This window comes from Nocardioides daedukensis (assembly GCF_013408415.1).
In the GTDB taxonomy this organism is placed as follows: Bacteria; Actinomycetota; Actinomycetes; order Propionibacteriales; family Nocardioidaceae; genus Nocardioides; species Nocardioides daedukensis.
The window spans coordinates 876,215-901,732 of sequence record NZ_JACCAA010000001.1; the positions used below are offsets into that span (position 1 = coordinate 876,215).

Consider the following 25,518-nt stretch of genomic DNA (forward strand, 5'->3'; position numbering starts at 1 on the left):
CGATCTCGTCACCGAAGGCGAGGCTCACCTGTCGGACTGCTCAGGGTCAACTCCACCGTCGGCGCCCCGGTCCGCGTCACGCGTTGGAGCAGGGGCTGCGTCCGCTGACTCGCCAGCAGCGTCATCCACGGACTCGGCGGCCGGGTCGAGGAAGACGCTCTCCTCGCGTCCCGGGCGGCGCTTCGTGGACCAGATGAAGTAGGCGACCGAGAGGACGAACAGGATGATCGAGGTCCACACGTTGAGTCGCAGGCCGAAGACGTCGTCCATCTGTACGTCGTCGATGCGGATGTACTCGATCCAGCCACGCCCCAGCGTATAGCCGGCGACGTAGAGCGCCATCACCCGGCCGAAGCCGAGCTTGAACTTGGCGTCGGCCCAGATCAGGATCCCGAAGATACCGAGGTTCCACACGCACTCATAGAGGAACGTGGGGTGGAAGGTGTCGTGGTCGAGATAACCCGTCGGCCGGTTGGCGACGTCGATCTCGAGGCCCCAGGGCTTGTCGGTCGGCTTGCCGAAGAGCTCCTGGTTGAAGTAGTTCCCCCAGCGGCCGAATGCCTGGGCAAGCAGCACGCCCGGGGCCAGCGAGTCGAGGATCGGGGTGAACCTCAGGCCCATCGTGCGGGCACCGATGAAGGCACCGAGCGCGCCGAGCGCGATCGCGCCCCAGATGCTCAGGCCACCGCGCCACACGTACAGCGCGGTGATCGGGTCCTTCCCCTCACCGAAGTAGAGGTGGTAGTCCGAGATCACGTGGTAGAGCCGGGCGCCGACCAGTCCGAAGGGAATCGCCCAGATCGCGATGTCCTGGATCTGCCCCGGCTTGCCGCCGCGGGCGACCCAGCGCTTCTCGCCGACCCAGATCGCGGCGACCACGCCGAGGATGATGCACAGGGCGTAGGCCCGGATCGGGAGGGGCCCGAGCTCCCAGACCGAGTCGGAGGGGCTCGGGATGGACTGCAGGATCATGAATCCGCCTTCAGCAGGGTGGAGATGTCACGCGCGAAGACCGCGGACGAGGTGTCCTGGCCCCAGAACATCGGGATCTCGTCGTTCTCGTCCACCAGGAAGACCTGGGTGCCGTGGGTGACGTCGTACCCACCGCTGGGCAGCTTCTCGCCCTTCTCGATGGCCACCTTGAACGCCTTGCCCAGCTCGAGGATCCGGTCCATCTTCGCCGTCGCACCGATGAACGTCGGGTCGAAGCGCTCGAGGTAGTCCCCCAGCACCTTCTCGGTGTCGCGGGCAGGGTCCGTGGTCACGAAGACGACCTCGACCTGCTTGCGCTCATCGTCATCGAGACGGGTCATCGCCGAGGCGATGTTGGCCATCACCATCTGGCAGATGTCCGGGCAGTTCGTGTAGCCGAAGAAGACCAGGGTGACCGGCTTGGTGGTGCCGTCCGTCAACCGGTAGTCGGCACCGGAGGTGTCCTTCAGGTCAGTGTCCGGAACCACCCAGGGAGTGCCCACGTCGCTGGACGACAGCGGCTTGCTGCCCTCGTCGCCGCCCGAGCAGCCGGTCAGCAGGAGCGCCAGGGCCATCCCCGAGGCAGCGAGGATGCCGGTGCTGTTGCGATCAGCCACGGCGTACGCCCCCGGCGAGGTCCTCGGTGAGCGCGCCCAGCGCGGCGAGACCCGCCGCACGGTCCGTACCGGCGTCGAGGAGGGTGCGCACGAACGCCGACCCGACGATCACGCCGTCGGCGAAGGCTGCGATCTCGGCGGCCTGGTCCCCGTTGGAGACACCCAGCCCCACGCCCACCGGCAGGTCGGAGGTGGCCTTGGTCCGCGCCACCAGGGGGCCGGCCAGGTCGCTGGTGCTGGTGCGCGCGCCGGTCACCCCCATCACTGCGGTGGCATAGACGAAGCCACGGCTCGCGGCGGTGGTCATCGCGATCCGCTCGTCGGTCGACGACGGCGAGACCAGGAACACCTTGTCGAGGTCGTGGGCGTCGGCCGCGGCGATCCAGTCCTGGCCGTAGTCGGGAGTGATGTCGGGGGTGATCAGTCCGGCACCACCCGCGGAGGCGAGGTCGGCTGCGAATCGGTCCACGCCATAGCGCTCGACCGGGTTCCAGTAGGTCATCACCAGGGTCGGCACACCCGCGGCGGCGACGGCCTCGACCGTGCGCAGGACGTCAGTGATCCGGATGCCACCCTCGAGCGCCTGCTGGGCGGCGGCCTGGATGGTCGGGCCGTCCATCACCGGATCGCTGTAGGGCAGGCCGATCTCGATCACGTCGCATCCGGCCGCGACCATCGTCCTCATCGCCTCGATGGATCCGTCGATGTCGGGGAACCCGGCGGGCAGGTAGCCGACCAGGGCGCTGCGGTTCTCCGTGCGGGCCTTCTCGAAGGCGATCGCGGCGCTCACTTGTCCGTCCCCTCGTCCTCGGCACCGAGGCCGAACCATTCGACTGCGGTCTCCATGTCCTTGTCGCCGCGGCCGGAGAGGTTGACCAGGATGGTCGCGTCCGGCCCCTTCTCGGCCTTGAGCTCCTCGGCCACCCGGAGCGCACCCGCCAGGGCGTGCGCGGACTCGACGGCCGGGATGATCCCCTCGGTGCGGGCGAGCAGCGCCAGTGCGTCCATCGCCTCCGCGTCGGTGACCGAGAGGTAGGCCGCGCGGCCGACCTGGCTGAGGTGCGAGTGCTGCGGACCGACGCCCGGGTAGTCCAGGCCGGCCGAGATCGAGTGCGACTCGATGGTCTGGCCGTCCTCGTCCTGGAGCACGTAGGTGCGGGCACCGTGCAGCACGCCGCTCTCCCCCGCGCCGATGGTCGCGGCGTGGCGTCCGGTCTCCACGCCGTCGCCGCCGGCCTCGAAGCCATAGATCTTGACGTCCTCGTCGTCGAGGAAGGCGGTGAACAGGCCGATCGCGTTCGAGCCGCCACCGACGCAGGCGGCGATGGCGTCGGGCAGTACGCCGTACTGGTCGAGGCTCTGCTGGCGGGCCTCGTCACCGATGCCGCGGCAGAAGTCACGGACCATGCTGGGGAACGGGTGCGGGCCCGCGGCGGTGCCGAAGAGGTACGCCGTGTGGTCGACGCTGGCCACCCAGTCACGCAGGGCCTCGTTGATGGCGTCCTTGAGCGTGGCCGACCCGGACTCCACCGGGATCACCTTGGCGCCGAGGAGCTGCATCCGGGCCACGTTGAGTGCCTGGCGCCGGGTGTCGACCGCGCCCATGTAGACGGTGCAGTCGAGACCGAAGTAGGCGGCGGCGGTCGCGCTGGCGACACCGTGCTGACCGGCACCGGTCTCGGCGATGACCCGGGTCTTGCCCATCCGCTTGGTCAGCATCGCCTGGCCGAGCACGTTGCGGATCTTGTGCGCACCCGTGTGGTTGAGGTCCTCGCGCTTGAGCAGGATCCTCACGCCGACCTTCTCCGAGAGCCGCTCGGCGTGGTAGAGCGGGCTCGGGGTGTTCGCGTAGTCGCGCAGGATCGCCTCGAAGGCGCCGGTGAACTCGGGGTCCGCCATCGCCTCCTCCCAGGCGACGGTGAGCTCATCGAGGGCGGCCACGAGGGCTTCCGGCATGAACCGGCCCCCGAAGTTCCCGAAGAATCCGCGGTCGTCGGCCTCGTATGACATCAGGCTCCTGCTTCCGGTTCGTTGCTGCTCGAGTGCGTGCGCGCGCTGGGCGTGGCCACGGCGCTCATCGCGCGCACGGTGGCCTCGGGGTCGCCGTCCTTGACCAGGGCCTCCCCGACGAGGACCACGCGGGCTCCCTCGGCGGCGAAGCGCTCGACGTCACCAAGGCCGCTGATCCCGGACTCGGCGACCCGGATCCGGTCGTCGGGGATGATCGGCGCAAGGCGAGAGAAGGTGTCGTTGTCGACGGCCAGGGTCTTGAGGTTGCGGGCGTTGACCCCGATCAGCTCGGCACCGAGGTCGACCGCCCGTCGGGTCTCCTCCTCGTCGTGGACCTCGACCAGGACCGTCAGGCCGAGACCCCGGGCCTCGGCGTGCAGCCTCTCGAGCTCGAACTGGGTCAGTGCCGCGACGATCAGCAGCGCCAGGTCCGCCCCGGCCGCGCGGGCCTCGTGCAGCTGATAGCTGGTCACGATGAAGTCCTTGCGCAGGATCGGGGTGTCGACGGCGGCGCGGACCGCGCGCAGGTCGTCGAGGCTTCCGTTGAACCGACGCTTCTCGGTGAGGACGCTGATCGCAGCGGCTCCGCCACGCTCGTATGCGCCGGCAAGGACTGCCGGGTCGGAGATGTCGGCGAGCTCGCCCTTGCTGGGGCTCTTCCGCTTGACCTCGGAGATCACGCTGATCCCGGGCGCGCGGAAGTGCGCCATCGGGTCACGGACGGGCGGGGCCTGCTCGGCCAGGGACCTGATCTGGGAGAACGGAATGCGTTCCTCGCGCTCGGCAAGATCGATCCGGACACCCGCGACGATGTCGTCGAGCACGGACATGCACAACCTCCAGGATCAGGGACGGGCCAAGTTTGTCACCTCGACGGTGACGGTCACACAGTGGCCGAGGGCCGGTCAGGCAGCGAGCCAGGCACCCCACGGTGTGTTGCGCGCGACGGCGAACACTGCGAACACGATCAGCACCACGGCCGTGGCCGGGGTGGAGAACTGCATCGGCGCGGTGTCCGCGCGCCAGGCCCGGCGGGTCCAGACGAACCACAGGGCGACCAGCACCGGGATGGAGACCACGAACAGCAGGTTGCTCGACGCGGCTCCGGCCAGGTCCAGGTTGGTCAGGTGGTTGACCGCACGCAGGCCGCCACAGCCGGGGCAGTCCCAACCCGTGACGTAGTTGAGCGGGCACTGGCCCCAGGAGCCCTCGACGTGCGGATCCCGCAGGTGCAGGGCGACGGTGGCCAACCCGGCCGCTGCTGCGAGTCCGAGTGGCGCGACCAGCCTCGCCCGGCGGCTTCGCTGGGCGATGTGGGTGACCTCAGCGCTGTTCGCCAAGGCCCATCTTCGTCATGATCACGAACACGATCAGCGCCACGGGCAGCAGGACCATGCCGACCCAGAAGATCGTGAGGTTGATCGGGCTCAGCATCAGGCCGACACCAGCGACCACGAACGCGACCAGGCCGATGACGACAGCGGTCCAGGCTGCGGGGGTGTTGCCGTGGTTGTCGGACATGCGTGAACTCCTCTTGCGCGGGGTCTGTCGCAGGACAGTCTAGAGACATGCCCTGGGCACCTGCTCAGGCGGTCGGGTCGTGGCCCTCGTCGATGGCCTTCCACAGCTCCGTGGTGTTCGCCTCGTCGACCCGGACCGGCCCTGCCGCAGCGGCTCCGGGGGCGTCGTAGCGGCTGCCCATTGCCGGCCAGTGCGGGGCGTGGCGGGCGGCGAGGATGCCGGCCAGCACGGCCAGGACGGCCCCGACCAACGCGGCCCACCACCAGCCGGTGATGTGGACGGTGGTCTCCACGCCGATGTCGGCGAATGCCTGCTCGACCCCGTTGCGGGTCGAGGAGTGGCCCGCCACCACAGTGGCCAGCAGGCCCAGTGAGGCGAGCGTCGCCAGGACGGCGACCACGCGGCGTACGACACCGCGGGTGACCAGCAGGACTCCCCACAACGCCAGTACGACGAGGCTGAGCGCCGCAGCCAGCGGCATCTCCGCGGCGGTGCCGGTCTCCAGCAGCTGGGAGGCGGCTGGGTTCTGGGCGAGCTCCTCGGTGTCGTCGAGCGCGGCCCAGTCCTTGCTGCCCGCGACGGCACAGAGCGTGCCCGCCGAGAGACCGAGCAGGACGATCGGTCCGAAGGTCTTGCGCGGCTCAGGCATCGGAGCCCAACCGGTCGGCATCGAAGCAGGTCCGATCGCCCGTGTGGCAGGCGGCGCCTTCCTGGTCGACCTTGACCAGGAGGGTGTCTCCGTCGCAGTCCAGGCGAACGTCCTTGACCCACTGCCGGTGTCCGGAGGTCTCGCCCTTGATCCAGTACTCGTTGCGCGAGCGGGACCAGTAGGTCGCCCGCCCGGTGTCGAGGGTCAGCGCGAGGGCCTTGTCGTCCATCCAGCCGAGCATCAGCACCTCGCCCGTGTCGTGCTGCTGCACGATCGCGGGCACCAGGCCGTCGGCGGTGCGCTTCAGGCGGGCCGCGATGGCTGGGTCGAGGGCAGGTACTTCGACAGGTGCTTCGGCGGGGTCGGTCACAGTCGTCAAGCCTATCGGCCCTGCTGCGCGACCCAAGAGTCGTGCAGGCCGCGGTAGATGCCGCCCTCTGCCAGGAGTGCGGTGTGGTGGCCGCGCTGGACGATGCGGCCACGGTCGACGACGACCACCTCGTCGGCGTTCTCGGCGGTGCTCATCCGGTGCGCGATCGTGACCGACGTACGTCCCGACATCAGTCGCTCCAGGGCACGCCCGATCCGCATCTCCAGCTGGGGGTCGACGGCGCTGGTCGCCTCGTCGAGGACCAGCAGGTCCGGATCGGCGAGGTGGGCGCGGAGCAACGCGACCAGCTGCCGCTCGCCTGCCGAGAGTGACTCGCCCCGCTGCCCGACCCGGGTGTCGAGGCCCTGGGGCAGCCCGTCGAGCCAGTCCCCCAGCCCCAGCTCGTCGGCGGATGCCCGGATCTCCTGGTCGGTGGCGTCCAGCTTGCCGTAGCGCGCGTTCGCCCGAAGGGTGTCGTCGAAGAGGAAGCCCTCCTGCGGGACGAGCACCACCGAGCTGCGCAGTGAGGCCTGACGGATCTGGCGCAGGTCGATCCCGTCGAGGAGCACCTCGCCCCGGCTGGGGTCCATCAGCCGGGTCAGCAGCTTGGCGAAGGTGGACTTGCCGGACCCGGTCTCGCCGACGATGGCGATCCGGGTGCCGGCCTCGATGTGCATGTCCACCGAGTGCAGGACGTCGGGTCCACCGGGATAGGCGAAGGTGACGCCGCGGAGCTCGGCATCGATGGGTCCACGCGGGAGGACCTCACCGCTCTCCCCCGGGTCGACCAGGTCGGCGGGCGTATCCAGGATGCCGATCACGCGGCGCCAGCCGGCGATCGCGTTCTGGGCGTCGGTGAGGATCTGGGTGCCCATCTGGATCGGTGAGACGAACAAGGTGACCAGGAAGGCGAAGGCGACCACCTCTCCTGCGGTGATGTCACCGGCGAAGCCGAGCCAGATGCCGACGATGATCACGCCGGCGTTGGCCAGGCCGCCGGAGAGGCCACCGAGGGAGAAGGAGAACGCCGTGAAGCCCTGTGCCTTGGTCGCCGCGTCCTGGTTGGCCTTGATCGCGATGTCGATGCGCTCCTGGGTGCGGGCCTCGATCGCATACGACTTCACCACCGCTGCGCCGACCACGGGCTCGCTGACGGCCGAGAGCATCGCGCCGACCTGGCGGCGTACGACGCCATAGGCGTCCGAGAGCCGCTGCTGGAAGAAGCGTAGGGAGAGCAGCAGCGGAGCGAAGCAGACCCACACCACGATCGTCAGCTGCCACGAGTAGTACGCCATCAACGCGGTGGCCACGAAGATCTGGCCGATCGACACGATCATCATCACCCCGCCGAAGACCAGGAACTGGCTGACGGTGTCGACGTCGCCGGTGACCCGCGAGACCAGGGAGCCGCGACGCTCGGTGTTCTGGGTCAGCAGCGGCAGGTCGTGCACGTGCCGGAAGGCCTTGGTGCGCAGCGTGGCCAGGCCGCTCTCCGCGGAGCGGAAGAGCCTGGTGGTCATCAGGTACGACGCGCCGCTGGTGAGCACGATCGCGCATCCGGCGAGCAGGCCCATCCACAGCATGAACCCGGTGTCCGGTCCTTGCGGCCCGTCGAGTCCCCGGTCCAGGGTCTGTTGCACGACGATCGGGACCACGAGCTGCCCGACGGTGGAGAGGACCGCCAGGAACAGGGTCAGCCCCAGTCCCTGCCGGAGCTCCGGGGAGATCTCCATGCCGCGCCGGATGGTGGCCATCGCCTTGATGGACTCACCGGAATCGACGGTGCTCATCGCTCACCCCCGACGGTCTCGGTCTCGTTCTCGTTCTCGTAGGCGTTCACCAGCCGGGCATAGGCGGGGCTGCGCTCGAGCAGCTCGGCGTGCGTGCCCCGGTCCACGACGCGTCCACCGTCGAGGTGGATCACCTCGTCGGCCAGGCCGATGGTGGCCTTGCGATAGGCGACCACCACCAGCGTCGTGTCCTGGTCCCCGTCCCGCAGGCCGGCAAGGATCCGCGCCTCGACCTCGGGGTCGACCGCCGAGGTGGCGTCGTCGAGGATCATCAGGCGCGGCCTGCGAACAAGCGCTCGGGCCAGGGAGAGACGCTGTCGCTGCCCGCCCGACAGGGAGGTGCCGCGCTCCCCCAGCTTCGTGTCCAGGCCGTCGGCGAGGGCGGAGACGAAGCCGTCGGCCTGTGCCGTGCGCAGGGCGGCCCAGACCTCGGCATCGGTGGCGTCGGCGCCCAGGGTCACGTTGCCGCGGACGGTGTCGTCGAAGAGGAACGCGGTCTGGGGTACGACGGACACGGTGCCGGCCAGCTCGCCGGAGGCCAGCTCGCGCAGGTCGACGCCGTCGATCCTGACCGACCCTTCCTGGGGGTCCACGAGGCGGGTGAGGATGTTGGTCAGCGTGCTCTTGCCGGATGCGGTCGGGCCGACCAGGGCCACGGTGCGACCGGGAGCCACGTCGAAGGTGACGTCGTCGAGCAGGTCCTGATTGGGTTCGTGGGCGTAGGCCACCTTGTCCACGGCGAGCGCGGCGCCGGCGCTGCTGCGCGGGATCCTCGTGTCGCCGTACTCCATCTCCCCGGTGGCCTCGAGCACCGAGGTGACCCGGGCATGGCCGACCACGCTGCGCGGGAACTCGCCCAGCAGCCAGCCGATCGAGCGGATCGGGAAGGAGACGATGGTGAGCAGGTAGGCCACGGTGACCACGGACCCGGCGTCGGTGGCGCCACTGACCACGCGCGAGACACCCACGCCCAGCACCACCAGCACCCCGATGTTCGGGAGGGCCTGGAGCGCCGGGTCGAACATGGCGCGGATCCGACCGGCCCGGATCAGCACTTCGCGCAGCTCGGCGACTCGGGCAGCGAACCGCTGGGTCTCCTCGCCCTCGCGACCGAGGGTCTTGACCACCATCGCGCCGTCGAAGGACTCGTGGGCGATCTCGCTGACCTCGGCGCGCAACTGCTGGGCACGCGTCATCAGTGGCGAGGAGGCCCGCTGGTAGGCGACATTGGCGACGATCACGACCGGGAAGACCAGCAGACCGACCAGGGCGAGGACCAAGTCGGCGAGGAGCATCTGCACGATCGCGATCACCATCATCGCGACCGTGCCGACTGCCATCGGAAGCGGCGCGATCGGGAACCAGGCGGCCTCGACGTCGGAGTTGGCGTTGGAGAGCAACTGGCCGGTCGGGTGGCGCTGGTGCCACTCCATCGGGAGCTTGAGGTATTGCCGGGTCACGGCTCGACGCGAGTGTGCCTGCATCCGGTATTGCATGATCCCCGCACCGAGCCGGCGCGCGACGATCCCGACTGCACGCAGGATGGCGACCCCGACGAAGAGGCCCAGCACGGCCCACAGGATCGAGGAGTCGATCTCACCGGTCTCGAAGGCGGGGATGATCGCGTGCTCGGTCGACCACCCGAGCACCCAGGCGTCGGCCACGGTGAGTGCGCCGAAGAGGATGCTGCCGAGGGTGGAGACGGTGAACACCCACGGTTCCTTGCGGATCGCGATCCCGAGGACCCGGAAACCGTCCCGCATCGTCGACGCGCGCGCCGTGCTCGATGAACTCACCGATTTCCCTTCGCTCGCGACCCGATCGACCAGCATGCCAACGTTGCGGGTGACTGAACAATTCCTGTGGTACTTCGTCGATGTGGATCTCCTCAGGCCGCGACTCGGTGGTCGAACAGCACGAGGGCCAGACGCTGCTCCAGCAACGATGGACGGCTGAGGTCGCGCGCGCACTGCTCGTCGATGGCGTGAGTGCCGTTGTGGTCGACGAGGAAGTGCTTGCCGTTCGGGGTACGCCAGAGATAGGTCCCTGGCCTGGGCTGTCGCACGGTGTATTGGGCGTGCGTCTTCACCCGGTGCGCATAGCGCCCCAGCGGGCCCGCGTTGTGCTCCCCCGTCTGCCCAGACGGAGGGGGCTGTCCGTCACGTCCGAATGTGTAGGGCGTGCAATGGTCGATGTCGCCCATGCGGCTGACCCGAGTCGAGAACGGGAACGGCTCTGCCGGCGCGATCAGGTGGATGCGTTCACGAAGCCACTCTGGATGCTCGTAGGCGTTGATGCTGACCCGGTCGTTGAGGTCGATGACCGGCTTGAGGGTGATGTCGGCGGTGCCCAGGAGTCCGGCGAGTTGCTGGACGAGCCGCGGGCCGCCACCGTCCTCGACGCGAGCGACACCGGTGCCCGTGTCGAGCGCCGCTTGGTGCAGGTGGACGTAGACCACCGCGCGCGGGCGGAGCTTGGTGGGATTGATCTGCTTCAAGGTGTCCAGGAGTCGTTGTGGGAACCCGCGGACCCATTCGGAGCCCGGCTCGGCATCTGTTTCATCCGGCTCAGCGTCATCCACCGTTGGGACGGCTTGGTGCCCGGCCCACTTATCGTCCGCGGTGCTCGCGCTCGTGTCGCCCGTGTCGTCAGGACCCTCGGGGGCGCAGTTCTCACCCTCGGGATCAGCGTGGAGGTCGTCAGGTTGAAGGTCGTCGGGGTGAGGCGCGGGCGGGGTGTCGTCCTGCTCCGCGTGCTCAAGGAGGAGCGCGAGGAGCTCAGCTGGGCGGGCGAGCCAGCCGAAGGCCAGCGAGCGCAGCATGTCGCGACCCCTGGCTTCGACACCAGCGTCGATGTCGCGGGCCGCCAGAATGTCGGCGATGCGGTTGATCAGCGCGTCCACCCAGACGGCATCGCCGTGTTCGACGCGGGCGATGACATGACGCAGGCCGGTCTCGTCGACCCGACCCAGTGACACGTAGCGGCGGGCCTGCTCGGCCTCGATCCGCGCGGCCCAGGCTTCCGGATTGGCCTCGATGATCTTCGCTTCGAGGATTGTGAAGAACCGGCCGGGCTGTTCACCGGCCAAGGCAGGGGCCACCGCGACGTCAACCTTGGCGGCCTCCGTCACGCTCAGGTGGCGGGTGGTCCTGGCGAGCTTGCGAGCAACCCAGACTTCACACTGCCACGCCGTGACCACGGCCCAGCACCGTGGCAGTCGGTGGATCAGGTCAAGCGCATCGGCCACCAGCCACCTGGTGGCAAGTGCGTGGGTCTGGCGGGAGATGGCGAGCTCGGCCAGGCACAGGTCCTGGACCCTCGGGGTGCCTTCGCCACCGATCTGCACGAGTTTCGGTCCACCCCGACCCCGCCCTCCGGTGGGCTCCGTGGTGGGGTCCGCACCGTGCAGCACGGCCCAGCGCGCCCCGGCAGCGAGGTCGTCGACTTCCAGCTTGCGGCGCTTGAGCAGGGTCGATTCGGCGAACGCCAGCAAGGCTCTCGCGTCGAAGTCGGCCAAATTGCTCATGTGAGAAAGTCAATCAGGGACCACTGACACTGACGCCTTGGATCGACCCAGGAATCCCGGAATGTGGACACCTGGCGAGAAAGTCCGTTGGTGAAGGTTCGAAGCCTGCCGCCAACACCCGTCGCGAACCTTGTCGAGCCCTCCGCCAACGGCCGCGCGCGGATAATGTGACTCCATGTCCAGCGAGGAAACCGAATTCCCGTGGAGGTCTACTCCAGGTGCCGGTTGCAGCGTATTTACTCCCACGCGGCGAAGCTAGGGCAGATCGAGCAGGCGCTTCGCGCGCACGGCGCGCGTCTGGACGATTTGTCATTCGGGCCGGCGCTCATCGAGAAAGGCTCAACCACGTCGATGGTCTTCGACCTCTACTGGGTCGGTGACGGACGGTCCAGAATCTTCGAGGGCGCGAACAGTGCACCAGAGGGTGGTCGCCTCCTTATGAGGTGGAACGCGGTTCCGTCGGCGAATCGTGCGGATCTCGAATCGCAGATCATCGAACGATGGCTGCCGGAGGCTTCAGCGTGGGCCGCCAAGGCACGAACTCGTGGCAACGCATGGGCCGCCAGTGACCACCGCTGGATGTTGGTGAACACACACGGTCGGCTGACCGTCACGATCGACTAGCCAGCGCGGTTGCTTCGAGTCGCCATCCCTCAGCGAACGGGGTGTCCCGCGCCGGCCAGAGCGTCCTTCACGTCGGCGATGCGCAGGGTGCCGAAGTGGAACACGGTTGCCGCCAGTACAGCGTCCGCGCCGGCATCGACCGCAGGTGGGAAGTGCCCGGTCGATCCTGCACCACCGGAGGCGATCACCGGGATGGTGACCTCACGGCGTACGGCCCGGATCAGTTCCAGGTCGAAGCCGTCCTGGGTGCCGTCGGCATCCATCGCGTTGAGGAGGATCTCCCCCGCGCCGAGCTCACTCGCCCGGGCAGCCCATTCGACGGCGTCGATGCCAGCCGACTGGCGACCACCGTGGGTGGTGACCTCGAAGCCGGAGTCGGTGCCGGAAGCCCGACGGGCGTCGACCGACAGCACGAGCACCTGGTTGCCGAACCGGTCGGCGACCTCGGCGATCAGCTCGGGGCGACGGATGGCGGCGGTGTTCATCGCCACCTTGTCCGCACCGGCACGGAGCAGACGGTCCACGTCCTCGACCGAGGAGACTCCCCCGCCGACCGTCAACGGGATGAAGACCTCCTCGGCGGTGCGGGAGACGATCTCCATCGTGGTGGCGCGGCCCTCGTGGGAGGCCGAGATGTCCAAGAAGGTCAGCTCGTCCGCGCCCTCGGCGTCATAGGTGCGGGCCAGCTCGACCGGGTCCCCAGCGTCGCGCAGCTCCTTGAAGTTGATGCCCTTGACCACGCGGCCGGCATCGACGTCGAGACACGGGATGACCCGTACGGCGAGCGACACGGTGCTCAGGCCTGGGTGGGGAGCGTCAGCGCGAGGGCGTCCTCGAGCGTGAAGCGACCCTCATAGAGCGCGGTGCCGATGATGGCGCCCTCGACGCCCTCGTCGACCAGGCCCTGCAGCGCCTGGAGATCGGCGAGCTCGGTGATCCCGCCGGAGGCCACGACCGGCGCCATCGTGGCAGCGCATACGTCGTGGAGCAGGTCGAGGTTGGGGCCCTGCAGCATGCCGTCCTTGTTGACGTCGGTGACGACGTAGCGGGCACAGCCCTCGGAGTCGAGGCGGATCAGCACCTCGTAGAGGTCCCCGCCCTCGCGGGTCCAGCCGCGGGCGGCCAGCGTCCGGCCCCGGACGTCGAGGCCGATCGCGACCCGGTCGCCATACTCGGCGATCGCCTTGGCGCACCACTCGGGCTGCTCCAGGGCGGCAGTGCCGATGTTGACCCGGCGACAGCCTGCGTCCATCGCGGCCTTCAGCGACTCGTCGTCGCGGATGCCGCCGCTCATCTCGACCTTGATGTCTAGGGTGCCGACGATCTTGGCCTGCAGCTCACGGTTGTTGCCGCGCCCGAAGGCGGCGTCCAGGTCCACCAGGTGCAGCCACTCGGCACCGGCCTCCTGCCACCGCAGGGCCGCCTCGATCGGGTCGCCGAACTTCTTCTCCGAGCCGGCCACACCCTGAACCAGCTGGACGGCCTGGCCGCCAGCGATGTCGACGGCGGGCAGCAGCTCCAAGTAGTCACTCATGCGGCTGATCCTAGGCGGCATCGGCAGACCGCCCGTACGAGGTCCTGCACCGTGGTCGCCCCGCGGCGGGGTTTCCGGGGTGTCCGGACAGGTCAGAGCGACTGGACCCAGTTGCGCAGGAGCTGGGCTCCGGCGTCACCGGACTTCTCCGGGTGGAACTGGGTGGCAGAGAGTGGACCGTTCTCGACGGCCGCGACGAACCGGTCACCACCGTGCTCGGCCCACGTCACCAGTGGCGCCCGGGTGCGGTTGTTCGTCTCCAGCTCCCACTCGCGCACGCCGTAGGAGTGCACGAAGTAGAACCGCTCGTCGGTGATCCCGGCGAAGAGCGAGCTCCCCTCGGGAACCTCGACGGTGTTCCACCCCATGTGGGGTACGACGGGAGCCTGCAGCCGCTCCACGGTGCCCGGCCATTCGTCGCAGCCGGCGGTCTCGACCCCGTGCTCGACACCGCGGGAGAACAGGATCTGCATGCCGACGCAGATGCCCAGGACGGGTCGTCCCCCGGAGAGCCGGCGACCGATCACCTCGTGGCCACGGACCTCGCGCAGGCCTGCCATGCAGGAGGCATAGGCACCGACCCCGGGCACGAGCAGGCCGTCGGCCTCCTGTGCGACCGCACGGTCGGTCGTGAGGGTGACCTCTGCGCCGGCCCGCTCCATGGCGCGCACGGCTGAGCGCAGGTTGCCCGACCCGTAGTCGAGCACGGCGACGTGGGGCTTGGTCACAGAGCGCCCTTGGTGGACGGCACTCCGGTCTCGCGCGGGTCGAAGGCGATCGCGTCGCGGAAGGCACGAGCGAACGCCTTGAACTGGGTCTCCACGACGTGGTGCGGCTCGCGGCCGGCCAGCACCCGCACGTGCAGGGCGATGTGGGCGTGGAAGGAGATCGACTCGAACACGTGGCGCGTCAGCGAGCCGAGGAAGAAGTTGCCGGCCGGGTTGCCGATCAGCACGTGCTCCTGGCCCTCGGGCTCACCGGTGTGCACGCAGTAGGGCCGACCCGAGACGTCGACGACGGCCTGGACGAGTGCCTCGTCGAGCGGCACGGTCGCGTCGCCGAACCGGCGGATGCCCTTCTTGTCCCCCAGCGCTTCGCGGATCGCCTGGCCGAGCACGATCGCGGTGTCCTCGACCGTGTGGTGCGAGTCGATGTGCGTGTCACCGCTGGCGTGCACGACGAGGTCGACCAGGGCGTGGCGCGAGAACGCGGTGAGCATGTGGTCGTAGAAGCCGACCCCGGTGGAGATCTGGTTCTTGCCGGTGCCGTCGAGGTCGAGCTCGACGTGGATCTTCGACTCGCTGGTCTCCCGGTCGATCCGCGCGGTCCTGCTCATCGGTTGATCTCCTTCATGACCTCGGTCAGTGCGTTCTTGAAAGCCGTCATCTCGTCTGCGGTGCCGATCGACACCCGGAGCCAGCCGTCGGGGCCGGTCTCCCGGATCAGCACGCCCCGCTCGACCAGTCCCTGCCACACCGCGTGCCGGTCCTCGAAGGTGCCGAACAACGCGAAGTTCGCGTCGCTCTCGGCCACCTGGAGGCCCTGCTCGCGCAGCCAGACTACGCATGCGTCGCGCTCGAGGCGCAGTTCGTCGACCTTACCGAGCAGCTCCGGCGCGTGCCGCAGGGCGGCCAGCGCGGTCGCCTGGGTGACCGCCGAGAGGTGGTAGGGCAGGCGCACGACCCTGATCGCGTCGCAGATCTCCCGCGCCGCGGCCAGGTAGCCGAGTCGGGCCCCGGCCAGGGCGAACGCCTTGGACATCGTGCGCGACACGATCAGGTTGCGGTGGGTGGGCAGGAGCTCGAGCGCACTCGGGGTGCCGGAGCGACGGAACTCGCCGTAGGCCTCGTCGACGACGAGCAGCCCTTCGCCCAGCTCTTCGCACAGGACGCCGACCACCTCCGGCGACAGCGCAGTGCCGGTCGGGTTGTTCGGCGACGGCAGGAGCACGACGTGGGGCCGGTGCTGGCGGATCAGGTCCCGGGCGTGATCGAGGTCGAGGGAGAAGTCGTCCTCGCGGTGCCCGACGACCCAGGTGGTGTTGGAGTCGCGGGCATATTCGGGATACATCGAATAGGTCGGCGCGAAGCTGAGTGCGGTACGGTCGGGGCCGCCGAAGGCCTGCAACAGCTGCAGCATGACCTCGTTGGAGCCGTTCGCGGCCCAGACCATCTCGGGTGTGATCGCGTTGCCGCCATCGGTGTTCAGATAGGCGGCCAGCCCGGCCCGGAGCTCGGTGAACTCCCGGTCCGGATAACGGTTGAGCGTGCTCGCCGCGGCGGCGACGGCGGAGGCGATGTCGGCGACGACCTCCGGCGAGGGACCGTAGGGGTTCTCGTTGACGTTCAGCTGGACGGGCAGGTCGAGCTGCGGGGCGCCGTACGGCTCGATGCCCTGCAGCTCAGCGCGCAGCGGTGGCCAAGGTGTGCTCATCCGGCTCAGTCCTGGTTCTCGAAGCGGACCCGTACGGCGGCGCCGTGGCCGGGCAGGTCCTCGGCCTCGGCCAAGTTGACGACGTGGTCGGCCACCTCGGCCAGCGCCTCGCGGGTGTAGTCCACGATGTGCACCGCCTTGAGGAACGAGCGCACCGACAGGCCCGAGGAGTGGCAGGCACAGCCGGCCGTGGGCAGCACGTGGTTGGAGCCGGCGCAGTAGTCACCCAGCGAGACCGGGGCGAACGAGCCGACGAAGATCGCGCCGGCGTTGGTCACCCGGGCCGCCCACTCGGATGCGTCGCGGGTCTGGATCTCGAGGTGCTCGGCGGCATAGGCATCGACCACGGCCAGGCCCTGCTCGAGGTCGTCGACCAGGACGATGCCCGACTGCTGGCCGGCAAGCGAGGTGCGGATCCGGTCGACGTGGCGGGTCGCGGAGACCTGCTTGTCCAGCTCTGCCTCGACATCGGCGGCCAGCTGCTCGTCGGGGGTGACCAGGACCGCGGAGGCGAGCGGGTCGTGCTCGGCCTGGCTGATCAGGTCGGCCGCGACGTACGCAGCGTTGGCGGTGTCATCGGCGAGCACGGCGATCTCGGTGGGACCGGCCTCCGAGTCGATGCCGACCAGGCCCTTGAGCAGGCGCTTGGCCGAGACGACGTAGATGTTTCCGGGTCCCGTGACCAGGTCGACCTTGGCGCATGGGCCCGCACCGTGGGCGAACATGGCGATCGCCTGGGCGCCGCCAACGGCGTAGACCTCCTCGACGCCGAGCAGCTCGCAGGCAGCCAGGATCGTCGGGTGCGGGAGTCCGTCGTGTTCCTTCTGCGGCGAGGAGGTGAGCGCGATCGACCGCACGCCGGCAACCTGGGCCGGCACGACGTTCATGATCACGCTGGAGACGAGCGGGGCGAGTCCGCCCGGGACGTAGAGCCCGACCCGGTTGACCGCGACCAGCTTGTGGGTGACGGTGGCGCCGGTGCCGAGCTCGGTGACGACGTCCTTCTCCAGTTCGGCCTCACAGGTCAACCGGAGTCGACGGATCGACTCCTCCAGACCGGCGCGCACGTCGGGGTCGAGATCGGCCAGGGCCTGGGTGAGTCGTTCGCGCGGCACGGCGATGTCGGTCTGCTCGACACCGTCGAACTTCGCGGAATATTCGGCGATCGCCTCGACGCCCCGGTCGCGTACGTCGTCACAGATCGGCCGGACCACATGGATCGCCGCCTCCACGTCGAACTCGGAGCGCGGAACCACGCTCCGGTACTCGACGGGAGCAGCAGTGCGTCCACGGAGATCGATGCGGCGAATCATGGTGTCGATTCTAGGTGCACGCCCTTCAGCTCATCGGCACAGCCTGCGGGCATGGTCACTGCCGGTCACTGACTGCTCACCTGTCAGGCATCAGCGTCGGTGGTGAGCGTGACCGCGACCCCTCGGTGGTCGGACAACTCGCCACCGAAGGCGACCGGGTCGCTGGCCTTCAGCTCCGGGCTGGCGAAGACGTGGTCGATCTGTTGTTCGGGTCGGTCGGCCGGGGAGGTAGGCAACGGGCGCGCCTCGGCCAGGGCGTCCCTGAGACCGGTGCCGGTCATCACGTCCCAGGACGGATCGCCGGGCTCGAGGTTGAAGTCGCCTCCGACCACGGTCGGGTTACCGCTGTCGTGCAGGCGCAGCGCAAGACCCGAGATGACCAGTGCCTGGGCCAGTGCCCCGTCCTCACCGTCCTTGCTCGGGTGCGGCTGGACGTGCGTGGAGACCACGTCATAGTCCTGGCCGTCCTTGGTGATCGTCGCGCTGAGCACCTGCGCACCGGTGACGGCTCCGAACGAGTCCATCGGGCGGGACCTGACCTCCCCGACCGGCAGGTCGGTGAGGATCGCATCGCCCCAGACCGCGTCTGCGGCTGGCCCGAAATGGGCCTCCATGTCGAGCAGCCGCGCCAGGATGGCGAGCTGGTCCTGGCCGCCGTTGAGCAGCCACGCGCGATCGACCTCGCTGAGGAGTACGACGTCGGGGTCCTGGTCGGCGATCTGGGCTGCAACCGCCCGGGGGTCGAACTCCCCATCCATCCCATAACCCATCCGCAGGTTCCAGGACACCACCCGTAGGCCTTGACCGGCGCCGGAGATGTCGTCCTCAACCACCGCCGCGACGGTGACGTAGGGCCCGAAGAGTGCGGCCATGAGCGCGATCGCGATCGTTCCCGCCCCTGCACGCAGTGCCGGCCGCGGCGACGCGTCGACCTCGATCGCGGACAGGTCCCGAGAGGTGACAGCCATCCCCACGAGGGCGAGTGCGAGCGCCACGATCAGCAGGTCGGCGCGATAGCCGAGGTCATATCCGGCGTAGTAGGCGAAGAAGAGCACCACCCACAGCACGGCGCCGCACGCGGCAGCCACAGCCGGGGACCGATGCCCTGGATCGGTCCTGCCGACCTGGCCGATGCCGAGCAGCAGCAGGGCCAGGCAGGGCATCGCCAACGCGTAGGCCACCACGCTCCACGCCGGGGTCTCGAGCGGGACCAGCACCAGCGCGGAGGTCACGGCGAGCAGCCCCCCGGCCACGGGAAGCGCCCGGCGGACCAGGTCCGGACGGAGCGGGGCGAACCGGGCCAGCACCACTGCCACCATCGTGGCCAGCACCACCACCATCGGCCCTCCTGCCTCGGAGACGACCGAGCCCCGGGCCGGGTTGGCTGCCCAGACCCCGGCAATCAGGAAGGCCGGCAGAAGCGCCAGGGCGAGTCGGGCCGGGGCAGGACCGCTGGGTTCCTCGCGCACGGTGACCAGGACCAGCACCACCTGAACCGCCAGCAGCGCCCAACCCCAGGGATCATCGCGCCAGACCGCGGCCCAGGTGCCCAGTGCGGCGTGGGTGACTGCGGCGAGGACGAGGGCGGCCAGGAAGCCCTGGACCAGCTCGTCGCCGTACTGCTCGGCGGCCAGCACCGTCCAGGCCACGGCGGCGGCGACACCGACCGAGGCGAGCCACAGCTGGGCCTCTCCCCCGTCGGTGAGCATGAGTGCGATCCGGCAGGCCAGGGCAACCAGGAGCGCGGCGCGCAGGGTCGGTGTCGCCGGCAACCCGAACCGGACACCCACCCGGGGCAGCACACCGGCCAGCACGCAGCCGAGCGCGAAGGCTCCCATCAGCTCGGCAGGCGTCGAGGCGGCCTGCCCGAAGATGGTGATCAACGAGGGTGTCCAGACCCGCAACAGGTCGACCAGCAACCAGAACCCGGCTGCCACGGCGACGACACGTCTCATCAAGATGCTCCTGCGTTCGTATGGTTGACAGCGACATCCTGCCCTACCCATGGGCACCCGATACGCTGGCCAGATGACCGAGAAGCTGCCCCTCTTCCCCCTGAACACGGTGCTGTTCCCGGGGATCTCCGTGCCGCTTCGGGTGTTCGAGGACCGCTACCGGGCCCTGGTCCACGAACTGCTGCGCAACCCCGATCCGGCCGAGCGCGTCTTCGGCTCCTGCGCGATCCGGGAGGGCTATGAGGTGGGTGAACGAGGCGGCCAGTCGCTGCACCGGATCGGCTGCATCCTCCAGCTGACCGAGGTCGAGGAGCAGCGCGACGGAAGCTTCGACATCGTCGCTGTCGGTCGATCCCGCCTCCGGCTCGATGCCTTGGAGACGACCGGTGAGTTCCTGGCCGGGGACGTCGAGGTGTTGATCGATGACCAGGAGCAGGTCGATCCGCTGATCGCGGCCCGTGCCCGGCAGCGATTCGACGACTATCGGCAGGTCCTGTCCGGCATCCGGGGCGAGGACGTACTGATGGGCGACCTGCCGCAGGACCCGACGTACCTCTCCTGGACGCTGTCGGCGACTTGTCTGCTGACGATGGGCCAGCGGCAGTCGTTGCTGGAGGCCGAGGACGCCAGCCTGCGCCTGGTGATGCTCTCCGACATGCTGCACGAGGAGGTGCGTGCGATGACTGCGCTGCCCTGCCTTCCCGCCACAGAGGTGTCGCGCACGAGCTGGTGCCCCAACTGATGGCCAAGCGGTCCGGACCGCGTGCGGGCAGTGCCGGTACGCCGGCCACGGTCGCGCTCGGTGCCGCCGGGGTGGAGTTCACGGCGCATCCCTACGAGCACGACCCACGTGCGGCCAGCTATGGCCTCGAGGCCGCTGAGCTGCTCGGGCTGGAGCCGGCGCAGGTCTTCAAGACGCTGCTGGCCGACACCGGCGCACAGCTGGTGGTCGGCATCGTTCCGGTGACCGGCCAGCTCGATCTCAAGGCCTTGGCCCGTGCCGTGGGCGCCTCGCGCTGCACGATGGCCGACCCGGCGGCGGCACAGCGAGCCACCGGCTACGTGGTCGGGGGCATCTCCCCGGTCGGTCAGAAGAAGACCCACCCGACCGTGCTCGACGCGAGTGCGCTCGAGCACTCCGTCGTCTACGTCTCCGGTGGGCGGCGCGGCCTCGACCTCGGCCTCGCCCCTGCGGATCTGGTGCGGGTGACCGGCGCGATCACGGCTCGTATCGGTCGGTGATCGGGTGCTCGGCGTGCTGTGATCGCGCTGCCGGGCCGGAGGTGAAGGCGACCAGGACCACGACGGCACCCACCAGGGCGCCGCCGGGGAACGCGATCCACGGCACCAGGTTCCCCGCCTCGAGGTTCGCCTTGATCACGGTGAAGTCCTCGGCACCCTTCGCCGCGTCATACATCGACTCGGGGCCGAGTGCGGAGCCGACGGCGACCATCAGCCAGCCAGCGGCGACGGATCCGAGGGCGACCGCAGCCAGGGTGAGCACCTCGTCGGCCTCGAAGAACCAGGTCGCCACGGCACCGAGGACCAGGCCCGCGGCGAGACCGATCACCATGTGCAGCCCGGTGCCTCTGAACACCACGTCGTCGTCGAAGACCGGCTCGTTCTGGTAGGCGAAGCCAGTGGGCGCGGGCGCCCAGATCTGGTGCCACAACCACCCGCAGGCGGCGCCTGCCACGAGGAAGGCCGCCACGACGATCACGGCCTGCAGCACGGCCTTGCTGGTCTGGCGCGTCGGCTGCATCAGTTCACTGGCCAAGGCAGCCCGGTCCCAGGAGTTGTTTGAGGTCGGCGAACAGGGCCGGGCTCTGGGTCACTCGGAGCCGGTCGTCGAGCCGCATCACGGTGGTCGAACCCCGGCTGAGCAGTCGGAGCTGGACCTCGGACATGCCGGGGTGGGTGCCGAGCACCTCCCGCAACTGCTCCACGACGGGTGCGGTGCACCTGGTCGAGGGCAGCGAGATCACCACCGGACCGTTGGGTCCCTCGCTGATGTCCGGGAGGCTGACCTCCTGGGCGCGGATCTCGGGCTGGTCCTTGTCCTTGCTCAGGCTGCCCTTCACCCGGATGATCGAGTCCTCGGCCAGGTAGGGGCTGGCCAGCTGGTAGCTGCTCGGGAAGAACAGCACCTCGATGGCGCCGTCGAGATCCTCCAGCGTCACGGTGGCCCATGCGTCGCCGCGCTTGGTGATCTTGCGCTGGACCGAGGTCACCAGGCCGCTGACCGTCAGTTGCGACCCGTTGGGCCGCTCCTCGTCGAGCATCAGCTCACCGATCGAGCAGTCGGTGCCCTGGGAGAGGACGTGCTCGAGTCCCATCAGCGGATGGTCGGAGACATAGAGCCCGAGCATGTCCCGCTCGTGGCTGAGCAGGGTCATCTTGTCCCAGTCGTCCATGTCGGGGACGGTGACCGAGATGCCGAAGCCGGAGGAGGCGACGCCGCCGTCCATGCTGTCGAACTGGGCGAACAGCGAGTCCTGGCCGATCGCCTCGTTCTTCTTGATGTCGACATATTGGTCGACGGCGGTCTCGTGGATGGCGACCAGTGCACGGCGCTTGTGCTTCATCTCGTCGAAGGCGCCGGCCTTGATCAGTGACTCCAGGACCCGCTTGTTGCAGACCCCCACCGGGACCTTGTCCATGAAGTCGTTGAAGTCGGCATAGCGGCCCTTGCTCTCCCGGCCCTCGACGATGCCGTCGACGACGTTGCTGCCGACGTTGCGCACTGCGGTGAGGCCGAAGCGGATGTCGGTGCCGACCGGGGTGAAGTTGTGCGCGGACTCGTTGACGTCAGGAGGCAGCACCCTGATCTTCATCCGGCGGCACTCGTTGAGATAGATCGCCATCTTGTCCTTGTCGTCCTTGACGGACGTCAGGAGCGCGGCCATGTATTCGGCCGGGTAGTTCGCCTTGAGGAAGGCGGTGTAGTAGGAGACGACGCCGTAGGCCGCGGAGTGCGCCTTGTTGAAGGCGTAGTCGGAGAACGGCAGCAGGATGTCCCACAGGGTCTTGATCGCGGCCATCGAGTAGCCGCGCTCCTGCATGCCCCCCGAGAAGGTCTCGAACTGCTTGTCCAGCTCGGCCTTCTTCTTCTTGCCCATGGCTCGACGAAGCAGGTCGGCCTGACCCAGCGTGTAGCCGGCCAGCTTCTGCGCGATCGCCATCACCTGCTCCTGATAGACGATCAGGCCGTAGGTCTCGCCCAGGACGTCCTCGAGGGCCTCGGCGAGCTCGGGGTGGATCGGCTCCACCGGCTCACGACCGGTCTTGCGGCGCGCATATTTGTTGTGCGAGTCCGCGCCCATCGGTCCGGGACGATAGAGCGCACCAACGGCGGAGATGTCCTCGAACGTGTCGGGGCGCATCGAGCGCAGCAGTGCCCGCATCGGGCCACCGTCGAGCTGGAAGACGCCGAGGGTGTCGCCACGCTGGAGCAGCTCGTAGGTCGTGGGGTCGGTGAGCTCGAGCTCCTCCAGGACCACGTCCTCGTCGCGGTTCATCTTGATGTTCTTGACCGCGTCGTCGAGCACGGTCAGGTTGCGCAGCCCGAGGAAGTCCATCTTGATCAGGCCCAGCGACTCACACGTCGGATAGTCGAACTGGGTGATCATCGCGCCGTCGGCGGGACGCTTGAGCATCGGGATGATGTCGAGCAGCGGCTCGCTCGACATGATCACACCGGCAGCGTGCACGCCCCACTGGCGCTTGAGGCCCTCGATGCCGATCGCGGTGTCGACGACACGGCGTACGTCGGGGTTCCCGTCGTAGAGGGTGCGGAACTCGCCGCCCTCGCCGTAGCGCTTGTGCTCGGGATCGAAGATCTCCTTGAGCGGGACGTCCTTGCCCATCACCGCGGCGGGCATCGCCTTGGTGATCTGGTCCCCCATCGAGAAGGGGTAGGCCAGGATCCGGCTGGAGTCCTTGACGGCCTGCTTCGCCTTGATCGTGCCGTAGGTGACGATGTAGCTGACCCGGTCGTCGCCGTACTTGTCGGTGACGTAACGGATCACCTCACCACGACGGCGTTCATCGAAGTCGATGTCGAAGTCGGGCATGGAGACGCGGTCGGGGTTGAGGAACCGCTCGAAGATCAGGCCGTGCTTGAGCGGGTCGAGGTCGGTGATCCGCATGGCGTAGGCGACCATCGAGCCGGCACCCGAGCCACGGCCCGGGCCGACCCTGATCCCGTTGTCCTTGGCCCAGTTGATGAAGTCGGCGACGACGAGGAAGTAGCCGGGGAAGCCCATCTGGGTGATCACGCCGAGCTCGAACTCGGCCTGCTTGCGCACGTCGTCCGGGATGCCGTTGGGGTAGCGGAACTTCAGCCCGGTCTCGACTTCCTTGATCAGCCACGAGGTCTCGTCCTCCCCCGGAGGGCAGGGGAACCGCGGCATGAAGGTGCCGTTGCCCTCGGTGAACTCGACGTTGCAGCGCTCGGCGATCAGGAGGGTGTTGTCGCAGGCCTCGCGGAGCTGGTACTTCCCCTCCCATAGCTCGCGCATCTCGGCCGGGGACTTCACGTAGTAGCCGTCGCCGGAGAACGCGAACCGCTGGCCCGGTCCGTCTCCGGCCGGGATGTCCATCGTGGACCCGGAGTTGATGCACAGCAGGTGCTCCTGCGACTTCGCGTCCTCCTTGCGGACGTAGTGCGAGTCGTTGGTCGCGATCGGCGGGATGCCGAGGTCCTTGCCGAGCTTGAGCAGGCCGTCGCGAACGCGGTTCTCGATGGACAGGCCGTGGTCCATCAGCTCGAGGAAGTAGTTCTCCTTGCCGAGGATGTCCTGGAACTCGCCGGCCACCTGGCGCGCGGCGTCGTACTGGCCGTAACGCAGGTGGACCTGGATCTCGCCGGACGGACAGCCGGTCGTCCCGATGATGCCCTTGCCGTGCTTGGCGAGGAGCTCGCGGTCCATCCGGGGCTGCTTGAAGAAGCCGTCGCGCCAGGCACCGGTGGTGAGGCGGAACAGGTTGTGCATGCCCTCGGTGTTCTCCGAGAGCAGGGTCATGTGGGTGTAGGCACCACGCGCGGAGACGTCGTCCGGACCGCCGTCGTAGAAGTTGACGCCCTTGCGCTCGAAGCGGGAGATGTTGGGGGTGAAGTAGGCCTCGATGCCGATGATCGGCTTGATGCCCGCGTCCTTGGCCTTCTTGTAGAAGTCGTAGGCCCCGAACACGTTGCCGTGGTCGGTCATCGCGATCGCCGGCATGCCCAGCTCGGCGACGTGCTGGGCCATGTCTCCCAGGCGGGCGGCCCCGTCGAGCATGGAGTATTCGGTGTGCACGTGAAGGTGCACGAACCCGTCGCCGGAGGCTGCTGACATGGAGCTGGGGACGCCTTTCGAGGTCATTCGCGGACGGCTGGCGGGGAAGAGAACCAAGCCTAGGTGATGTCGGGATCGAGACTACGTCGACCCACCGACAGCTCCCTCAGCCTCCCGGCTGTGAGGCGTCCAGACTCTCGGTGATCACCACATCCACGATCCGGGCCACTCGCTCCAGTCCCAATGCCGGCGCCCTGGCCGTCATTCGCTCGGCGAATCTCCCGCTCACGCTGCGGGTCGCGACCGGCGTGCCCACCCACGGGCTTGCGGACCTGTACAGCGGCCGTCAACGCCTGCCGGCGCGCCAGCAGTCCGGCGAGCTGGTCGTCGACCTCATCGATCTGGTTGCGCAGGAAGACCAGTGGCTGCTCCCCCAGCCAGGCCATCCGGATGTCCGGGGAGCGCTCCTCGTTGTCCGCGCCGTCGGTCCGCTCGAGCTCGACGAGTCCGTGCTTGTGATAGAAGCTGCGCGCCGGGTGGTTCGACTCGAAGACCCAGAGTCCGAACCCGTCCGGGCGCAGGCTGGTGGCGACCTCGAGCAGCGCCGTCCCGATGCCGCCCCGTTGCGCTGCGGGGTCGACGTACAGGGCATCGAGCCAGGTGGGGGTGAGCGCCAGATAACCGACGATCTGATCCGCCTCGGCGACCCATACATCGGTTGCCGACAGGTCCCATCCCCGCACCCAGGCCACGACCGCATCACGTGGGTGCACCAGGGGCGGCATCGACGGTACGGCGGCAGCGCGTGCCCGGATGTGGAGCTCGGCGATCGCAGGCAGGTCATCGGTGACGGCCGGTCTCAGGATGAGCGCGGAAGACATGGGTGCATCATCCCAGTTGTTGCCCCGCGGCACGGACCGCTGCC

25 protein-coding genes are annotated in these 25,518 nt (G+C 68.8%); 3 read left to right on the forward strand and 22 right to left on the reverse strand.

The features are described from left to right. Window positions 1-24 precede the first annotated feature (24 nt). From lgt to BJ980_RS04340, 12 genes are all read right to left on the reverse strand, one after another. The gene (gene lgt, locus BJ980_RS04285; protein WP_179501145.1) at window positions 25-972 is read right to left on the reverse strand and encodes a prolipoprotein diacylglyceryl transferase; all 948 of its coding nucleotides are present in this window, start codon (window positions 970-972) and stop codon (window positions 25-27) included. Further along, window positions 969-1,589 carry an SCO family protein gene (locus BJ980_RS04290; protein ID WP_179501146.1) on the reverse strand — a complete coding sequence of 207 codons (621 nt, stop codon included), beginning with the start codon at window positions 1,587-1,589 and terminating at the stop codon, window positions 969-971. Before BJ980_RS04290 ends, lgt begins: the two co-directional genes overlap by 4 nt. Further along, the gene (gene trpA / locus BJ980_RS04295) at window positions 1,582-2,418 is read right to left on the reverse strand and encodes a tryptophan synthase subunit alpha (protein ID WP_218855405.1); all 837 of its coding nucleotides are present in this window, start codon (window positions 2,416-2,418) and stop codon (window positions 1,582-1,584) included. Before trpA ends, BJ980_RS04290 begins: the two co-directional genes overlap by 8 nt. After that, window positions 2,376-3,599 (reverse strand): tryptophan synthase subunit beta, encoded by a 1,224-nt coding sequence (trpB, locus tag BJ980_RS04300; protein ID WP_179501148.1) that lies wholly within the window; start codon window positions 3,597-3,599, stop codon window positions 2,376-2,378. Before trpB ends, trpA begins: the two co-directional genes overlap by 43 nt. Beyond that, a complete protein-coding gene (gene trpC / locus BJ980_RS04305) occupies window positions 3,599-4,429 on the reverse strand; it encodes an indole-3-glycerol phosphate synthase TrpC (protein ID WP_179501149.1) in 831 nt (276 codons plus the stop codon). Before trpC ends, trpB begins: the two co-directional genes overlap by 1 nt. A 75-nt stretch (window positions 4,430-4,504) precedes the next feature. Next, complete coding sequence (locus BJ980_RS04310) at window positions 4,505-4,939, reverse strand: DUF2752 domain-containing protein (protein ID WP_179501150.1); 435 nt, start codon at window positions 4,937-4,939, stop codon at window positions 4,505-4,507. Continuing rightward, window positions 4,923-5,120 (reverse strand): HGxxPAAW family protein, encoded by a 198-nt coding sequence (locus BJ980_RS04315; protein ID WP_179501151.1) that lies wholly within the window; start codon window positions 5,118-5,120, stop codon window positions 4,923-4,925. The genes BJ980_RS04310 and BJ980_RS04315 overlap by 17 nt, the downstream gene beginning before the upstream one ends. A gap of 64 nt (window positions 5,121-5,184) precedes the next feature. After that, window positions 5,185-5,769, reverse strand: a complete 585-nt coding sequence (locus BJ980_RS04320; RefSeq protein ID WP_179501152.1) for a Trp biosynthesis-associated membrane protein — start codon at window positions 5,767-5,769, stop codon at window positions 5,185-5,187. Further along, complete coding sequence (gene hisI, locus BJ980_RS04325; protein WP_179501153.1) at window positions 5,762-6,139, reverse strand: phosphoribosyl-AMP cyclohydrolase; 378 nt, start codon at window positions 6,137-6,139, stop codon at window positions 5,762-5,764. Before hisI ends, BJ980_RS04320 begins: the two co-directional genes overlap by 8 nt. Window positions 6,140-6,150: 11 nt before the next feature. Beyond that, on the reverse strand, window positions 6,151-7,929 hold the full coding sequence (locus BJ980_RS04330; RefSeq protein ID WP_179501154.1) for an ABC transporter ATP-binding protein: 1,779 nt from the start codon (window positions 7,927-7,929) through the stop codon (window positions 6,151-6,153). Beyond that, window positions 7,926-9,725: an ABC transporter ATP-binding protein gene (locus tag BJ980_RS04335; RefSeq protein WP_343047684.1), complete on the reverse strand. Its 1,800-nt coding sequence runs from the start codon at window positions 9,723-9,725 to the stop codon at window positions 7,926-7,928. The genes BJ980_RS04330 and BJ980_RS04335 overlap by 4 nt, the downstream gene beginning before the upstream one ends. Window positions 9,726-9,817: 92 nt before the next feature. Further along, a complete protein-coding gene (locus tag BJ980_RS04340) occupies window positions 9,818-11,455 on the reverse strand; it encodes a hypothetical protein (protein ID WP_179501156.1) in 1,638 nt (545 codons plus the stop codon). 201 nt (window positions 11,456-11,656) lie between these two features. On the opposite strand from BJ980_RS04340, the gene BJ980_RS04345 reads away from it, so the two are divergent. Beyond that, on the forward strand, window positions 11,657-12,079 hold the full coding sequence (locus BJ980_RS04345) for a hypothetical protein (RefSeq protein ID WP_179501157.1): 423 nt from the start codon (window positions 11,657-11,659) through the stop codon (window positions 12,077-12,079). 29 nt (window positions 12,080-12,108) lie between these two features. Here BJ980_RS04345 and hisF read toward each other — a convergent pair whose 3' ends face one another. From hisF to BJ980_RS04380, 7 genes are all read right to left on the reverse strand, one after another. Further along, window positions 12,109-12,870, reverse strand: coding sequence for an imidazole glycerol phosphate synthase subunit HisF (gene hisF, locus BJ980_RS04350; RefSeq protein ID WP_179501158.1), 762 nt, complete (start codon window positions 12,868-12,870; stop codon window positions 12,109-12,111). 5 nt (window positions 12,871-12,875) lie between these two features. Further along, window positions 12,876-13,613, reverse strand: a complete 738-nt coding sequence (priA, locus tag BJ980_RS04355) for a bifunctional 1-(5-phosphoribosyl)-5-((5-phosphoribosylamino)methylideneamino)imidazole-4-carboxamide isomerase/phosphoribosylanthranilate isomerase PriA (protein WP_179501159.1) — start codon at window positions 13,611-13,613, stop codon at window positions 12,876-12,878. Window positions 13,614-13,705: 92 nt separating this feature from the next. After that, window positions 13,706-14,341, reverse strand: a complete 636-nt coding sequence (gene hisH, locus BJ980_RS04360) for an imidazole glycerol phosphate synthase subunit HisH (protein ID WP_179501160.1) — start codon at window positions 14,339-14,341, stop codon at window positions 13,706-13,708. Further along, complete coding sequence (hisB, locus tag BJ980_RS04365) at window positions 14,338-14,949, reverse strand: imidazoleglycerol-phosphate dehydratase HisB (RefSeq protein WP_179501161.1); 612 nt, start codon at window positions 14,947-14,949, stop codon at window positions 14,338-14,340. The genes hisH and hisB overlap by 4 nt, the downstream gene beginning before the upstream one ends. Then, on the reverse strand, window positions 14,946-16,046 hold the full coding sequence (locus BJ980_RS04370; protein ID WP_179501162.1) for a histidinol-phosphate transaminase: 1,101 nt from the start codon (window positions 16,044-16,046) through the stop codon (window positions 14,946-14,948). Before BJ980_RS04370 ends, hisB begins: the two co-directional genes overlap by 4 nt. A 5-nt stretch (window positions 16,047-16,051) precedes the next feature. After that, entirely contained in the window at window positions 16,052-17,359 is a 1,308-nt protein-coding gene (gene hisD / locus BJ980_RS04375) for a histidinol dehydrogenase (RefSeq protein ID WP_179501163.1), read from the reverse strand. A gap of 83 nt (window positions 17,360-17,442) precedes the next feature. Next, window positions 17,443-19,314: an endonuclease/exonuclease/phosphatase family protein gene (locus tag BJ980_RS04380; RefSeq protein WP_179501164.1), complete on the reverse strand. Its 1,872-nt coding sequence runs from the start codon at window positions 19,312-19,314 to the stop codon at window positions 17,443-17,445. A 73-nt stretch (window positions 19,315-19,387) separates the two neighbouring features. Here BJ980_RS04380 and BJ980_RS04385 point away from each other — a divergent pair, with 73 nt between their 5' ends. Together BJ980_RS04385 and ybaK are read left to right on the forward strand one after the other, a co-directional pair. After that, window positions 19,388-20,056 carry an LON peptidase substrate-binding domain-containing protein gene (locus BJ980_RS04385; protein WP_179501165.1) on the forward strand — a complete coding sequence of 223 codons (669 nt, stop codon included), beginning with the start codon at window positions 19,388-19,390 and terminating at the stop codon, window positions 20,054-20,056. After that, on the forward strand, window positions 20,056-20,556 hold the full coding sequence (gene ybaK, locus BJ980_RS04390) for a Cys-tRNA(Pro) deacylase (RefSeq protein ID WP_179501166.1): 501 nt from the start codon (window positions 20,056-20,058) through the stop codon (window positions 20,554-20,556). The genes BJ980_RS04385 and ybaK overlap by 1 nt, the downstream gene beginning before the upstream one ends. Here the strand turns inward: ybaK and BJ980_RS04395 are convergent. The 3 genes from BJ980_RS04395 to BJ980_RS04405 are packed head-to-tail and all read right to left on the reverse strand — an operon-like array spanning window position 20,534 to window position 25,474. Then, complete coding sequence (locus BJ980_RS04395; protein WP_179501167.1) at window positions 20,534-21,076, reverse strand: hypothetical protein; 543 nt, start codon at window positions 21,074-21,076, stop codon at window positions 20,534-20,536. The genes ybaK and BJ980_RS04395 overlap by 23 nt on opposite strands. Window positions 21,077-21,080: 4 nt before the next feature. Continuing rightward, the gene (gene dnaE, locus BJ980_RS04400; protein ID WP_179501168.1) at window positions 21,081-24,653 is read right to left on the reverse strand and encodes a DNA polymerase III subunit alpha; all 3,573 of its coding nucleotides are present in this window, start codon (window positions 24,651-24,653) and stop codon (window positions 21,081-21,083) included. Between the two features lie 59 nt (window positions 24,654-24,712). Next, complete coding sequence (locus tag BJ980_RS04405; RefSeq protein ID WP_179501169.1) at window positions 24,713-25,474, reverse strand: GNAT family N-acetyltransferase; 762 nt, start codon at window positions 25,472-25,474, stop codon at window positions 24,713-24,715. Window positions 25,475-25,518 lie beyond the last annotated feature (44 nt).